Origin of the sequence: Thermocladium sp. ECH_B, assembly GCA_001516585.1 — an archaeon.
Lineage (GTDB): Archaea > Thermoproteota > Thermoprotei > Thermoproteales > Thermocladiaceae > Thermocladium.
In genome coordinates this window covers 1-16,297 of sequence record LOBW01000041.1, presented here as the reverse complement: position 1 = coordinate 16,297, position 16,297 = coordinate 1, and the positions used below count along the sequence as shown (strand labels likewise).

Sequence of the window (16,297 nt, the reverse complement as noted above, 5' to 3'; positions counted from 1 at the left end):
AGCTCGGGAATGGCCTATTCATAAAGATAGGCAGCATGAGAGACCTCGATAGGGCTTTACTAATGGATAAAATGATGATAAAGTGAGCTACCCCGCCCTTAAGGGGCTTCCCCGCCCCGCCTGCATCACCACGGGTAGTGGGCGGTCCAATTAGGCCTTTAACGCCCTCAACGTTCATCGATCGGCGTACGCCCTAAACCCCACGATGGGCATCAGAAAAACAAAAACCAAATATTTGTATCCCCCCTCATCCCCGCCATAAATTGCGAGGCTTCCCCCATGCTAATCCATTTAACCCCAGCATCTACTTTTTCTACTTTTTTCCCAGGTCTACTTTTTCTACTTATCTACTTTTTTCTTTCCGCTCCTCAGGCCTACTTTTTCTACTTATCTACTTTTCCCTTTCTAGTTCCCAGGTCTACTTTTTCTACTTATCTACTTTTTCTACTTTATTCCAGAAATCTACTTCCCCACAGGAGTATGTGGAGCCTTATGTGGGCCTTATGAGGAGCCACTCCAAAAGTAGAAAAAAGTAGAAAAAGTAGAAAAAAGCGCAAACTCATGATAAGTAGAAAAAAGTAGAAAAAAGTAGAAAAAGTAGATCAGGCGCAAATTCATGATAAGTAGAAAAAAGTAGAAAAAAGTAGGGAAAGTAGATCGGGCGCACGTGCCCGCGGCACGCGTTTTTTTCTACTTTTTTCTACTTTTTTCTACTTCATGTAGCTCTGCGCAAAAATTCGCGTGGGGAAGCGCGGGCTTACTATAGTAAGCAGTCCCCCCCAGTCCCCACGTTAAAGTAGAAAAAAGTAGAAAAGTAGAAAAAGTAGACCTGGCGCCAGCCCACGTTAAGCGGGGGAAAAAGTAGGAAAAAGATTTTAACGATGCTTAACGAATCTGATTGGGGAGCGGTTATTGTTGATGTTGAGCGCCGGGAAGCAATCGCTACATGCATTGTGAAACATGTGGATGAGGATCGCGATTAATCCCTAGCTAGCGAAGCCAATTAAGACTCCGAGTTAGGAAACTAACCGCGCTCATCCTACCCATTATCGACATCTCAGTTAACAAGTACACTAATTCCCCGCACTTCCGCATTTTTTTAAGAAATAATTCAGTTAATTAAGTAATTCACTAATTCTCCGCACTTCCGCATTTTTTAACAGAGGTTTCATGTATAAGTGTTAATTGATTAAGGAAAATTATTGGTATAGCTATTTCTGTGCTCTGCCCCCGCCGCGCCTCATCACCCACATTATTCCTCTTAGGGAACCCCGGTGGAGTAATACTGCGTCCACTTAATATCCACAGTACCCGCATCAGATTTAATTAAAATTAGCTAATATGAATGCACTCTGGCTCCCCTCAAGTACCATAGACTCCGAAAAATCCACGGTCACGGGTATTACCGTTTGCATCACGCGTGGACCAGAAATAACCGGTGTAACGACTCTGCTCCAGCTCCTTCCCCAGCGCGTAATGTCTTGCCCAGTGCCTCCTTCAGTATGTTATATTTACTTTCTTTACTGGGCCTTCCCCACACGCATCGAGGGATATTCATGAATACTCCCGTTCATTGTTCTCTGTATTTATGCCGCTCAAAATACGCTTATATCCCTTCTTTGGATTCAGAATCAATGGGCTTGGGAATGCCCTGGCTAATCATCCAGGCGAAGAACTTATGCAAAGCAAACCCCCCACCAAGCGCCTGCCCAGCAATCTCCCTATGCAGCCTCTGCCAAGGGGTATTAGCCTCCTAGCCCAAATTAGTTAACAGGTGAATTGCCTAATATTGGTAACCAATGCCCCGGGCTGGTGGGTAATGCCCGGCCTCGAGCCTTAAGGTTATGAGTTGGCTTCATCTCCTTACCGATATGGGCCGCGCCATGCCCAGGGCCTAGGCCATCTACTAGCTAGGAGTGGCTCCGATTATGTGCACGCTCGGCAAGCATCGAAGTAGAGCGGCCTCAACGCTCGGCTCGCATACGGAGCTGTTCAGGTAGGCGTAACTTGGTTACTGACCTTAGGGCCAATAGGCCGTGAAGGATGACCCCCTCCCCACCATGAATGGCTAGGTTTGCCGTTGATCACCATTATTTTGCCTTTATGCCACCAGATCAACAAAGGAATAAATGATTATTATCAATGGCTTGTTTTGGTTGCATAATTGGTTCCAGGCGGAAAATAATAATATGAATATATATTTCTTAATGAATGGAAACATTTTTAATTATTCTCTTGCTTCAGAACAATACAATTGGGAATGTAATTGTGGATCATTTGGATGTTCTACATGTAGCGCATCTGCAACACCACCAATGCCACCCGGAATAGTTTTTTGTCCTCTTAAAGAAGAAGAATGTGAACCTTTATTCGCACAATCATACATAAATGCATATAATACAGCGTTTAATCAACCTGTAAATTATCAAGTAGCTTTGTATAATTATCAGTATTTTAATCCTGGCAATATAAGTAATAATTTTATAAATGGAACTTTTGGATCTAGAGAACAATATAATAGTCTTTCGCAATCTATTACTATACATCACTTACAGGATATTGAAAGTGTATATAATGGAAACCCTTATTTGTTCATTTCAGCAGGCTCTGGAGGAGGATCTGGATTTATGTATTTGGATTGGGTTATAGTAACTTATGGAGTTCCTTATGTTGTAGATGCATCTTAAAAAATATTAAAAAATTAGCTGGAAGGATTATATATTTGATTTGGGACATAAAAGTTGCTAAGAGCTGTACCAAGAACATCACCATTTACTCCATATGGAATTATGGTTCCATTGGGTAGTACCAATACATATCTTCCAGCAAATGATCCGTAGTGTCCATATAGCATTGTTTGATATACTACTGTTCCTGTTGTGTTTGTCCATTGGAATACTGGCGAATTTCCTGGTATGCTTGCTACTGTTACTTTTGGCATGTTTATTGCTGCCATGAACTGATAAGGATTTTTGGTAAGAAATCCCGCAAAATCTGCTGGATTTATTTTATTTGCTTCTATTACATAATATGGTTGTCCATTTATTGTTACTTGTTGAACTGGTACTTGACCTTTAATTACATAGAAATCCTGTAAGTTTACATATGGTTGATTATTCACTGGATCAGTTTGTCCAACAAATTGATTATTCAATTGACCTATTTGGTTATGGTTTTGAATTATTGTACCTGCATATTGTCCATCCCATATTGTATTATGTATTGTAGTTCCATTATTTAATATTAAATCACCTATAGGATCAGTATTCCCATTATAATTTATCGTATTCTGTGGCACAAATGCTTCATATCCATTGGGTGAACCCATGTACTGCGCTGGCGCCTCATGCGCATTGTGCAGCATGAGGAAGGCAACAACGGCGAGGGCAATAACGACGCCAACACCGNTTACCAAGTACCAACCCAGCTTCACTCCACACCCCCGAAAAACCCACTCACATTAGCCTTTAAGTTTTGCCACTGGGTTTATGAGGTATGTTTAGTTTAGGCTAAGCCTACCCATCATCCCGCTCCCAGCGTGATCGCTATAGTGAGCAATAGCCAAGAGCATTGCGAGTAAAGAGCCCCATACCGCCCCTTCATGAATGGCTCCAATGAATGGGACAATCAGTANAGCGCCCCATACCGTACACGGCGCCCGTGTTGGGAAGCAGTTGATTGCTCAAGTCCTCAATTCCTCAATTGGCGTCATTAGGCGATTGCTAATGTCCTCCTCCATGCCCATAATCCCCCCAATCAAACGCCCCGCTCACTAAGCGCCTCACTGAGCCTCTAGCGGAGGCGTGCAATCATCCCAAGCCACATGCCCATCCCCACAACCCTAATCATCCTGAGCGCCGGCCATAATCGCTCCGCGTTGCATGTAGCAGTTACTTGATTCCTTGATCTGGTTATCCTTGCCCCGGGGGGCCTCAGTGATTGGCTCACATAAGCTTCATTGTTAAGGTTCCTCTGCCTCCCCCTTGCCAAGCTTAACTAGGTAGGGCTTTTAATGGCCTTCAAGCAATTGTGCTTTTAGATTGGTTGCGCGCCTAGCGGTTAGCGCCTGGGCTCTGGTTAGCGGTACATGGTGGTTCATGTTGTTCATGGTTGGGGGAATTAGATTAGGAGGCCTATTCTTTTTGGTGCGGGGGTGGGGCTTGANCCCACGCAGGCCTACGCCAATGGATCTCTATACTCGAGCCTTTATATTCATAGCCTTGTCGATAGACTCATGAATGCATAATAAGTACTTTACCATTATTGGATCGCAGGATGCTGTTTATGGTTTCCATAACGTTAAATAGCCATCCTTCACTAAAAAAGTTTTGATTTACTGTAAAGGGCGAGTTTACCGTTTCACTTTATGAGGACGCAAATGATGAAAGTAATATTGGTTCCTCGTTTTAGCGATAATGATATATAGGGACTCCCCGCTTATTACCTCGTGAAGTTGCCCTTATTCGTTGATTGCGTGGAATCGGGGGATACAATTGCGTGTCCAGGCGATACTGGTTACAGCACTATTCCCCTCTTTGGGAAGACCGTGAGGCTAAGGAAGGATTCACAGCCAATTCAATTAATGGGGTGCCTAGATGAATTAAGCAACTTATCGCATGGATTCAGGTTACAGGGCGATGCCCTCGTGGCCCGCGTATCCTCGATCGTGGTGGGTCTAGCCGTTCAATTAAATGCGTACATGGTGCAGGGAAGCGATGAGCGGTTGGGGAAAGTGATTACCGTTGAGAAGGCGCTGGAGTCCCTTGTGGCCGAGAATTGCAGAGGAAGAGAGGCGAGGCTGGGGTGGATAATGCCGACGACGCAGCGAGGAGTCGCCGTGGATTCCCTTAGAGTCAAGTTAAGGCAATGCGGTAGGATCGCCTCAAGCATGGTGGAGGAGTACGGCGAGAAGGCCGCTAACGTAATGATGATACTTAATCAAGCGGATAAAATAGCCGCGCAACTCCTTTACTGCATGGGGGAGGGCAAGGTATTTAAGACAGTGGATGACTTAACGGCTCAACTTCTTAGGGAGGCATTATAGGTGGAATGCATTGGATTGGTGGCTCGAGTTAATTCTAGGCATTCTCCTAGTAATGATTGGCTCCTACCTCTTCACTGAGGGAGCGGAGGGAATTGGGTCCCGCTTCTCGTTGTCCTCATCATTCCTGGGCTCAGTCGTGAGTCCCCTCTTCACTTCAATGCCTGAAGCCATTGTTATAATAGTGTCCCTGTACCAGGGCGCTCGAGACGTGGGGATCGGCACGGTCTTTGGGGAACCATTCATGGTATCCACCATATCGTACTCCTTGGTGGCGATACCGCTTTTCCTGGCTCGCCGAGCCTCGTTAAGCGTTCAGCGGCGCCTCATTATTCCATACCTACTAGTTATTGGGGCTTACCCATTCTCGTTACTGGCCTCCCTGGGTTTACATTGGCTCGGCGCCTCAATTCTATTGGCGGCATATGTGGCTTTCATCGCATTGATGAGGGGTAACCCAATGGAGCCGGGGGAGTATGGCGGCCACGCCTCATTTCTCCCGAAGCTAGTTGCGTCCCTTGTCTTGATTCCCATTGGTTCCCATGTATTGGTCAATGGCGTTGAGTCAGCTGCATCAGTTCTTGGATTAGGGGAATTAGCGCTATCCCTGGTCCTGGTTCCCATAGCGACCGCCTTGCCGGAAACAATGAGTTCAATGATTTGGGCATATAAGGGTCAAGACACCCTAGCAATTGGGGCATTAATAGGCGAGCAAGCAATATTCTCGACTCTTTACCCTGCACTGCTTCTCCTAACGATGGGATTCAATGATGCGGCAGCAATCGAGTGGAGCGTTGCAGCCACGGTATTCTCATCCCTTGTAATGCTCCCCCTCGTCTCCAGGGGAAAAATACCAACCCCAGCACTATTAGTGGGGTTGGCGCCTTACGTGGCTTACCTAATCATCATGCTTCGCTTATAGTGAAGGACTTGTGCTCCCCCACGTACTCGCCCCAATTCACATCAATCCTATTTATGCGCCCAACTCTAATGCGCCTCAACCAATTAATTAACTCCTCGATCTTAAGCGAGTCCCCCTCAACTATTACAGTCACCGATCCATCCGCCTCATTCCTGGCCACGCCGGTTAATCCCATGGCGAGCGCCTTCCTCCTTATGGTTGGCCTCATGCCAACTCCCTGTACTTCCCCCCATAATTTAATCAGTGCCCTTCTCTTTCTATCTAGAGTCAGGACCGGGGACTTAAGCTTGGCTGCAAGGCCCTTATCAGCTATGAGCGGTAATACATTGCTTGGAACCATTAGTTCCCCGCTTCCCTTCCCCATTACTCTCCCAATCACCATTGGCTTAAGCCGCCGTATTTGGCTTAACTCATTCATTAACTCCTCAATAACTTTCCTGTGAGCCACTATGGCCAACGAACCATTGGTGCCGGACGTGGCGTCCGCCATTATGTAGTTCTCAGCCGCGAATCTAGCCACAGCCTCATTCACTAGGGGCACATTCTCCAGCTTAATATTGACGCGGGCCTGCTCCGCTAATTCCTTGAACACAAATATGCCGGGCCCACTTATATCTACCGTGGCCGCCACGTGCCTTAATGGGTCGAAATCCTCCCCAATAAGCGGTAAGTGCCTATTTATTACCTTGGCGACATCGATGTTGGGTATCATCATTGTCTTCATGGTTTCATTCTTTAGCTCCTCTAATTCATCCACGCTCATCACTTCCTCCTCGAAGCTCCTCATGAGGTCTTGATCGATGTGAATGGTTACGAAGGTGCCTATCACGCTTAATTGCCCGAGGGGGCCCGTTACCATTACCTGGAAATCCTCATTTATCTTATCATAGAAGAAAGGCGGCTCCTTATCCATTTCCCCAGTAACCGTTGCCCCAATCAATAGGTACCCCATTCCCGGTTGAGGCGCGTCCCGCAGCTCGGCGCCTATGGATTCCGCGAACCTAGCTATGTTACTCCTCATCTCATTCATGTACATGCTGGGCGCATCATAGACGGGGTAAATGACTAGCTTCTCATACGCTCCCTTAACGAATAAATCATTTAATGCATTACTGATGGCGACGGATACCTGCGTGTAGGAGGCCACCTCATCAGTTGGATCTATTACCTGTATGGTATCGTTATTGGCCAGAACATAGCTATTCGCCTCCTTATCCCTGGTCTTAATCATGTCTATGATGAAAACATCTGTTCCAGGCTTAGTGGTGACTATGCTGTGCCCCTTCCCGATCAGGATTCTCCTCCTCGTGGATCCCAATTCCTTATAGAGGCGGAGAACTGCCTTGGCGAATCCCTCGGCGTCCCCGGCCTCGCCCTGAAACACTTGAGCCAGCAAAACAACTGTGTCGGGCTCGAATTCCTCTATGATTCCCTTATCCAGCCTCACCTCGCTTAGTCCAGTGATCAGCCTCGAGACCTCAGCCCCACGGCCGCTGAGGACAGCCACGTCCTCCCTAGGCGAAATATCTAAGTTAAGCCCAGCCATTTCCTTATTCATTATCGATAATGCTGGGTATAGCACTTTATATAGATCCACCTTAACCGAGCAACCAAGTGCGAGGGACGTTAAATTAACGCCGACTTCAGCGTATTTCCTAATATGTGACTCAAACCTCTCTATTCTATTCATGCCATAGCTATGGCTAAATGCCGTTTAAAGTCATTGAACTATGCATAATATGCAGGGCAGATTTTTAATTTAAACAGTTACCTGATTCTCCAAATATGTCTCAAGTATATGAGATCGACGTGAAGGGAGTAGAGTGTCCCCAACCAATTAATGCGGTGGCGAAGGAATTATCCAAGATGCCGATAGGCACTCAATTCAGAATAATAACCGATAATTACGTGTGCTACATGATGCTTCAACGCCTACTTAAAATGCTTGGGGAACGCATAGACTCCACGACTGAGCATGAGGATGCAGAGGAATACGAGATAATGGCGACTAGATTAATGTGAGCAGAGCAAAAGAATCCATTGCTGGAGGATTCCCGGGGATCCATAATATTTTAATTTTGAATCGAGGAAGCAGACTCGTGAGGAGAGGTGCGCCTGGGTTTAAGGTGGATGGCTTGCCCTATGGGGCTAGGGTATATATGAATAATCAGGTCCTGATGCCGGCCAGCCTCGTTAGATTGCTTAACGTGATTCATGTGCGGTACGTGGATCTAGTGGTGGAGCATAAGGGCATTAAGATAGAGATGCATGGAGTTAAGCTACTTAAGACTAGGCACACCGATTCCAGGCAATTCACTATTCCCAAGGATATCAGGGATAAGTACGGCATTCAGCCCGGCGATAAGATAACCATAATAGAAGTAAGGCGCTCCTCCGCGCAGTGAACTACCCCGTCCTCATGGGGCTTCCCGCTTCCCCGCCCAGCCTGCATCGTCACGGGTAGTAGGCGGAGCTCCACGGGCGCTACGGGCGGCTCCCGCCCCGGCCCTCTGGGCTTTTAACGCCCTCACCCTCCACGGAAACGCCACCATTTAAACGCCTCTAGGGGGCCATCCCCTTCCGCGAGGAGAGGGCTCTTCCGCCCCCCTTAACCCCCCTTAAGATAAAGGATTAAAAAACCAAGAACTAAAGACAATCATGTGCGACAAGTACTGGGAATTAAGGCAATACATAGAAGTGACGTGTGGTCCCAAATCGCTCCTCACCAAGCTTCGAGGCGATTCATCGGAGAATGATTTAGCCATTTACTGGAGGGAGGCCAATAATGATGTGTTTAAGGTAGCTCTTCCCGGGTTCAGCGCTAGGGCTGTGCTCCTAGGCGGGTTGCCCCACATATCGCCGGAGGACATAGTGCTCTCTCTCCCACTTAATGGGAATTACCTGGGTTCCCTAATTAGGTTCCTGCCCCCAGTTGATTGGGGTTGGGTGATAATGCAGGCGCAAAGAATTGGGGGAAAATACGTCTCGCAACTAATGAGCTTCAAGAACATGATCAAAGAGTTGTGAGAGGAAAAAGAAAAGGAAAGAAAAAGGATTATTTTGATTTGGTTTTAGTTTTAATTTTATTACTTGCTGCCTGGACCGAAGAGTCCGCCTGCCATTCTCTTTCTTCTCCAGTTGCCGTACTCTATCAAGGCGATGACCACTATTATTATCACTATCACTACCAGCACTATTAACAGTATCACTGTACTCATTGGGACGAATGTGTTTCCAATCATGTAGCCGCTAACTGGTAGAGTCACCGTCAATGGGTAGCTGGTTCCAGGCGATAGGGTCACTGTTCTGCTCGAGGTTGCTCCATACGCGCTCACGGTCACGGTGTAGGTGTAGCCGCTCCCGCTTGGAAGCACTACATCCACGGAGCCTATGCCGCTCGCGACAACAACGCCATTATAGCTCACATTAATTGCCGCATTGCTGAATGCAACTCCATTCTGGGACACCGCGCTCACCTTAAGCTCAGCCACTGGTATCGATAGCGTGGATACCGTGCCATTGCTAACCGTCACAGTCGCAGTGTACGGCACATTACTAATGCTTCCGCTCAGCGTGTAGCTGCCGCTTGGGAGAGTCAAGCTTACTGCTGCAGTGTTTCCGCTTGCCACGGTCTTGCCATTATACGATAGCGACAGTGTGTAGCTCTGTGGAGTTAATCCGCCGGTGAAGCCCACGCTTAAGGCACCGGTGCTGAACGTGGCTGGCGCGACCGCTCCACTGCTCACGCTGACCGTTACTGGACTTAATGGTACTCCATTGAGGGTACCGGTTAACGTGTAGGTACCTGTCGGCACCACTAAGCTTACTGCTGCAGTGTTTCCGCTTGCCACAGTCATTCCATTATATAGCAGGTTAACTGTGTAGGGCTCGCTGGATGCTGGCGCCACCGCGAAGCCCACGGCTAACTTACCTACTGGTATTGATACTGGCTCTACTTGTCCATTGCTTACCGAGACGGTGATTGGGGTTATGGGCACCCCATCAACTGAGCCGCTCAGCGAGTAGCCTAGGGTTCCGCTTGGCAATGCGGGAACCACTACTGCTCCAGTTATGTCGAGGGTTGCTATATTCATTCCATTATAGGTCAAATTATACGTGGCTTGGCTTGGAACTAGGCTGCTTGGGTACTGCAGCGAGACCTCGGCGGCCGGTACAGTGAACTGCAGAGGTGCACTATAGTTGCTGCTGCCTAGGTAGTAATTCACTGCGTAATTAATGGGTATTCCCATCCAACTATTCTCGGTCACCGATATTGATGCTCCAGAGGTACTTATCGGCAATAGTGGGGTCTCTATTTGGCCGCTGCTCGGCACGGTGAATGTACCGCTGTACACCGTGGTAGTTCCTACCTTGGATACCTTAGCTAATCCACCGACTCCAGTTATTTGATACACTGGTTCGCTTACTGCAACGCTGAGCTGGGCGCCAGTTGGCACAGTGCCTAGACTGGTCGAGGCGCTTATAGGTAATCCAGTGCTCACTCCGATCGTTACAGGCGTCAACACTGCCCGCATCACTATATTGAATCCGCTGCTTGGTACTGTTGCTCCTCTCTGTATTGAGAAGCTGCTTGCTCCAACAGGCACGTAACCCACGCCTGGTACATAGGCGTAGGCAGTTACGTTGAAGTTAGTGGCCGGCACTTGGCTATATACTTGCTGCGTCAAGAGGTGAGACACCCTTATATCATATATGGTGGAGCTGCCGTCATCTCCAGTGACTCCGCTAGCCATGAACTCAAATCCCCTAGTCGCGGTATCAGTCACTATAACGGTGGCGTTGCTGACCGGTTGCCCACCGACAGTATCAACAGTTATCGTCACTGGGTAAACGTAGGTCCTCACTGCCTGTGTCTGGAATGCATCGCCAAGTTGAGTGATATCATTCTGAACGCCAGTATCATAGACATCTATGTATGGATACCTAGCGCCGTTTATCAAGTAGAGCAGGTAACTATCATACCAATACACCACGATCCTAGGCGTTGGATATCCATATGATTGAGCCGCGGTATTGCTGGTGATTCCAATAGTGACATTATCATAGGTTGCCGACGTGTAATTAGCCGTGAAGTATCTCACTGGTACTCCCTCAGCCTCGCTGCTAGTTACCGTGCTTATGGCTCCATTGGATGCCACGTAATTCGCAGATAGAGTAACGCTTATGCTGACGGGTAATGGCTGCAGCAGCGTACCGTTATTGCCGGATATCATTAATGCGACCAACTGGTTGCCGAAGTAGGCAGCTATGGTTTGGTTAGCCAGAGGCCTGCTGTTCCAGTCCTGCACTTGGATCGATGGCGAGTAGTATGCCATGGGTGTGGCGGTCCCGTTTAGCCATATCTTGGCGAACTCATCCCCATCAGTGGTTGGGAATATGTCATTGGGTCCCACGAAGCCAGTATCGTTCTTGCCCTTCAATACGGCGGGTCCTCTCGTTATATAGCCATTACCGGATCCTAGGTGGGTTCCAGCATATATCTCGCTGAATACGTCCGGCACAGTTATGCTTGCGGTAACAACTATTGGCTTCACGTATCCCTGCAGTGATCCGAGGCTTATCATTGTGCCGTTGGGCAGCACGAAGTTGTAGCTGGCAGTTGCCTTAGTGTATGTGACGTTGTACCGGTACGAGTAGACCACGGTGAAGGTCACGTTCAGCTGCGGCTCATAGAATTCCAGCACTGGAACATAGCCGCTCTTCATGGTTGCATTCGCCAACACGCTGCTGCCGTAAATGTACTTAGCGGGGACAGTGGTTATCTCTCCAAATGGTAGAGCCATTGGTGAACTATATGTCGTTGAATTAACTGCGGTTCCATTCACTATGAAGGTGTAGCCGCTGAGCTTCAGGGATAGGCTTTGTATTGCATATGGTTGTGGCGCTGGGGTCGTCATGTCATTGAATACTGATATGCCCTCCAGGGCTATCGTCGGCAAGTTAACGACTCCCTGTGCGCTGTCCACTAGGTAGAGCGGCGTTCCATCTACTTGTCCATAGATTCCATATATTGGCCAGGAACCGGCTCCCGTTCCAAAGCCGACTCCGGGCACAATCATGTTGCTGGTCACGGTTCCTTGGCTGCCGGCGTAGACGGTGTTCCATCCGCCACTTACATTGTATGCATTCATCACTATGAAGGTGGTGGCGTTGACGTATGGGGTTGGCACTATATCATTTAGCGTGGACGGCGTGTATCCTGCGGTGTATACATTCAGCATGCCGGCTGGAGCTAGGTTCGGCGTATTCTGGGTGCCTAACACGTATGCCCTCGCTATCTTAGCGAAGAGCAAGGCATTCCCAACTGAGGTATACGGTGCTTGAGATAGTTCGCTGGCCAGTGAAACCAGTGAATTCAGCCTACCAGTTATGTTTGTTGGCATTATTGGAGTGTATCCAGCGGTGTTTGGCGCATAGGTGGGTACATCAAATGTAGCAACTCCACTGCTTCCCACGGGTATCAGTACCGTGAATGGGGTGCCGAAGTATGGTGCCCACGTTGAGTCGGGCACTACCTTCCACCACCAAACTCCATTCNTGTTAGTCGTGTTGCTATAGAGATTAGCGCTGGTGAGNGTTGAGTAGCCGCCNATNCCTGTGCTGAGCACTGCATTCGTCTCATTNGTCCATGAACCGGTCCCCATCATGGTTANGTTAACATATATCGCGGTCACNTNGGCTNCTCNGNTCAGTATCTGCTTCGCCAGGCTCAATGTTTGGTTGGGCGTCTTAACTAGCTCGGCAACTAGGTTCGGCAGCGAGATGGATGTTAGTGGAACCACTAATGGGTCCCACCTGCCTAACGCTGCCTGGAATTGCGGAGTCACATCAACGGTTCCTAGAGTGAAGTTATAGCTTGCCGTGGCATTAGTCACGGTCACTATTATTGTTGCGACTGCGCCCTTAATGGTGCTTCCCGGCATCACCATTATGTAGGTCTCCATTGACCTCAAGCTAAGCGGCGGTATTCCGCCGAAGTTAGTGAACACGAATGTGGTCTCATTCCCAGCAGCATTGGTGACCATCATGGTGGCTGGCGGCGTCTTTAACTCATTCGTTAACTCGGCGAACTTGGTTGTTCCAGTGACGCTGGGCACTTGATCCAGCGCGACGAATGGTTCTGCGTAATTGCTGTAGCCTATGGCGAAGGNTGGGGTGCCAACGGTCACGTTGAAGTAGTATCCCTTAGCATTGCTATACAGGTTGCTCATGGGTAANCCGGTTACGGTTGTGCCGCTAATGCTTGCTCCAAACAGGTTGGGCAGCATGTAGTATACCAGTGAGGCGGAGTTATTGTAGGCTTCCTTGGAGTAGTCCGCCACCAAGGCATTGCCGATGACCTTTCTTATCTCTATCCACTTGCTTCCCTGCGTCACGAATAAGTTACCGGTCGTGTATGCGCTGGCATAGCTACTGAATGGGTAAACTAAGCCATTGAAGTATTTGCCCCAAGTCGCGAATCCAGTATTACTGGTGTTAACGTATCCCCTGAATAATGAGTCATAGAACGTCAATGAAACCACTGTGTTGGGCACCGTGTAGTGGAGCGACTTGCTTGTCACAGTGAACTGTATCGGGTAGACGCTGGTCACTAGAACAACGGAGCCAAGCGGAACTGGCGTGGCTTTTCCACCAATGTAGACGGTGTAGCTGGTGACGTACTTAATGGTTCCATTACTGAATGCCAATGCTATTTCATTGGCTGGAGGCACTGGGAACACGCTGCTGAACACTTCATAGCCTAGGTAGAATGCCTTCGCATCAAACATTTGTCCAGGCATGAATGCCCTGGCCCTGAACGCCGTTCCCTGTCCAGATATCAGGTAGCTGGGCAGAGTGAATACGGCGTATGGACCCGCATTGGAGGCGTTGGCCAGCACCACGGCGGTGTCCACGAATGAGGCATTGCCGAGCACCCAGTTATAGTTCCTGGATGCCACGGCAGCCCTCTCCTTATAGAGGTAAGTCTGCGATAAGTTCCTGAACTGGGCCAATCCGCCGGCTATAGCTATTAGGTTGAAGTCAGTCTGGTTATACACCTCATTGGCGGTCTCATTGTACCAAATGCTGGCTAAGTTGTATGGACTGAATTGATCATTCAGCACAAGCGTCGTGTTGCTCCATATGGCTACTCCTGGGTACGCTGGGTAAATTGGTTGGTTCGCCAATACGTTTCCAGCGACATCGGTTACATATACCCGCAGGTTCTCAACGGGCACGGTTATCTTGAATACCTCATAGCATGTGGCGGTCATTGGCACGGTGTATGAGGTGTTGTAGTAAATCAATAGGTTCTGGTCAAGTTCTCCCCTGGTTCCATAGGTGTATGCAGTGGTCGTCTGGTTAAGGTTAAGCCACTCGGCGTATGCCGTGAATGATTGGTTCAATGCATTCTGCTGAGGCGTGTACGTGTATGCATTATCCACGCTCGGATAGAGTGTCCTAACCTCAAGCGTGAAGTAAGAGAATGGCTTTATATACGGCGCATTTATGGGCACATCAGTCACTATAGCCATGCCGTAAGGCTCGGCAGTGCTGAAACCAGTTATTAGCCCATTCATCTTGAATTCCTCGGTTCCATTGGTTATTCCCTGCACCATTTCCTGCCCATTAACTCCGCTGAGCGCCTCCACCACGAAGCCGGGCAGCGAGTACCCTGTGGTGGATACCACATTAACGGTTATGTCGATTAATGGGAAGTAAATGTTGTTCACGCCAGTGGCGTTGAGCGTCACGGTGCCGGTCGGCTGCCTAGTGACTGGGCTAACCGATGGCATCACGTAGCCGAAGTAAATCAATGTGAAGTTAGCTGTTGGCTTAACCACTTGAATCGGCACGTTCCACACATTTACCTTCACTGGGAACTGAAGCAATGTGTATGGGTAGGAGAATGCAATGGTCTCATTAAAGCTGCCGAATGGAGTTGAGACCTCGACGACTCCGCTGGTTATCGGCTCATTGCAGAGATTCAGGAACTCCACCTTAACGAAGTAGACGTGGACTGCAGTGTATGCCTGTTCACTTAATAGCGTTAATCCATTGGATAAAGTAACGGACTGCTCAGCGGTTGCTCCGTATAAGGTATTATTAACTGTGCTTGGGTACAGGGATGGTGGGTAGTACGCCGTGAATTCGGGAACCACGTATTGCCCAGAGGCAGTGGTCGGTGACCCGAACACCGTCGTCGTTATTCCACTTTTGTTGGCAACATATGTGGCATTGAATGTGCCGACGCCCACCTGCATGCCATCATAGTTGAGCTGCAGCCTATAGAAGGCTGACTTAAGCGTGGGCAAGTACTGGCCAACTACTGCTCCATTCACCACATTTATGTCGCCCATTAGCGTGGGCAACGGCACTAGAACCGCTGGGGATTGGCTGAGCACTCCCTGGTGATTGTAAACCATTTGTAGGGATGGGAATATGGCTACATCGCTATATCCGCTAATGGTGACGCCGCCCGTCGCCAATAATGATAGCGAGGCCGTGGATGTTCCATAGTATAGCGCCGCAGAAACCGCTTGGGCCTTCTCGGCCGGCAGCGGGGATTGGCTGAATACGGAATACGTTGGAGTGTAGAGAGTTACATAGAACTCAACGGGAAGCAGCGACGTGTACACCACGGGTATCTCCTCGTACGTGGTATCACTCTGTATCATGTAATTGACTAGGGGTGCAAGGTTTAGATCAGCCACATCCCAAGTACCAACATTAGTCTGATACTCCACCACCAAGTTCAACGCGCTAACGGACAAGGGAGTAACGGTAGGTATAGAGCTAGTGCCTGGAGGCGGAACCTCAGTTACAACGCCCGTGTACTCAACTGCGGGTATGCTAACCACGTTGGGCGTTAAGAGGAAGTTTATGGGTAATGGACCGTAGAGTATAGTCCTGTTAGCCATTACCTCAAAGAGCAGCGAATCCTGGGAAACAGGGTAAGCGCTGAGTCCAAACGCTGATCCAGCTATTAAGTTACCCTTTATATCGGATACCGCGCCGGCATTGAACGATATTAATCCAATGCCCAACACGAACTCGGGCACAGCCGCCCCAACTCCATAATTATATCCATTAAGTGAGGAAACACCAACAAGAGTATCATTGAAGAAGTCATATGCAGCCATAATTCCACCTGATAACAGCGAGCCACTCCATATATAACCACTTGTATATCCTCCCCATGGGTAATGGGTGACTGAGTACAGTGTTACTGTTACTTGGGATCCAGTGCCTGGGTTGAAGTAGGTGTAGTTGATCCCTATGTTAAAGCTGACCGGATTGGCCTCGCCGGCTTGATCAAATCCTATTAGTTG

The 16,297-nt window shown here is 48.5% G+C and carries 9 protein-coding genes and 1 pseudogene; 6 read left to right on the top strand and 4 right to left on the bottom strand.

Annotated elements, in window-relative coordinates:
• Positions 1–2,765: 2,765 nt before the first annotated feature.
• A pseudogene (locus AT710_06120) lies at positions 2,766–3,223 on the bottom strand (hypothetical protein).
• A gap of 569 nt (positions 3,224–3,792) precedes the next feature.
• Positions 3,793–3,990 carry a hypothetical protein gene (locus tag AT710_06115; protein ID KUO91647.1) on the bottom strand — a complete coding sequence of 66 codons (198 nt, stop codon included), beginning with the start codon at positions 3,988–3,990 and terminating at the stop codon, positions 3,793–3,795.
• 50 nt (positions 3,991–4,040) lie between these two features.
• On the opposite strand from AT710_06115, the gene AT710_06110 reads away from it, so the two are divergent.
• The 3 genes from AT710_06110 to AT710_06100 all read left to right on the top strand — a co-directional run bounded on the left by AT710_06110 (position 4,041) and on the right by AT710_06100 (position 5,963).
• On the top strand, positions 4,041–4,238 hold the full coding sequence (locus AT710_06110; protein KUO91646.1) for a hypothetical protein: 198 nt from the start codon (positions 4,041–4,043) through the stop codon (positions 4,236–4,238).
• Positions 4,239–4,447: 209 nt separating this feature from the next.
• A complete protein-coding gene (locus AT710_06105) occupies positions 4,448–5,044 on the top strand; it encodes a cobalamin adenosyltransferase (protein ID KUO91645.1) in 597 nt (198 codons plus the stop codon).
• Between the two features lie 10 nt (positions 5,045–5,054).
• Positions 5,055–5,963, top strand: a complete 909-nt coding sequence (locus tag AT710_06100) for a hypothetical protein (GenBank protein ID KUO91644.1) — start codon at positions 5,055–5,057, stop codon at positions 5,961–5,963.
• On the opposite strand, the gene AT710_06095 is transcribed toward AT710_06100, so the two are convergent.
• Positions 5,947–7,653, bottom strand: a complete 1,707-nt coding sequence (locus AT710_06095) for an acylphosphatase (protein KUO91643.1) — start codon at positions 7,651–7,653, stop codon at positions 5,947–5,949. The genes AT710_06100 and AT710_06095 overlap by 17 nt on opposite strands.
• 95 nt (positions 7,654–7,748) lie before the next feature.
• Between AT710_06095 and AT710_06090 the strand changes: the two genes are divergently transcribed.
• From AT710_06090 to AT710_06080, 3 genes are all read left to right on the top strand, one after another.
• Positions 7,749–7,985 carry a hypothetical protein gene (locus AT710_06090; GenBank protein KUO91642.1) on the top strand — a complete coding sequence of 79 codons (237 nt, stop codon included), beginning with the start codon at positions 7,749–7,751 and terminating at the stop codon, positions 7,983–7,985.
• Between the two features lie 53 nt (positions 7,986–8,038).
• Positions 8,039–8,368 carry an AbrB family transcriptional regulator gene (locus AT710_06085; protein ID KUO91648.1) on the top strand — a complete coding sequence of 110 codons (330 nt, stop codon included), beginning with the start codon at positions 8,039–8,041 and terminating at the stop codon, positions 8,366–8,368.
• Positions 8,369–8,621: 253 nt separating this feature from the next.
• On the top strand, positions 8,622–8,990 hold the full coding sequence (locus AT710_06080) for a hypothetical protein (protein KUO91641.1): 369 nt from the start codon (positions 8,622–8,624) through the stop codon (positions 8,988–8,990).
• Positions 8,991–9,049: 59 nt separating this feature from the next.
• Here the strand turns inward: AT710_06080 and AT710_06075 are convergent.
• The coding region (locus AT710_06075; GenBank protein KUO91640.1) for a hypothetical protein at positions 9,050–16,297 on the bottom strand (7,248 nt) is incomplete at its 5' end.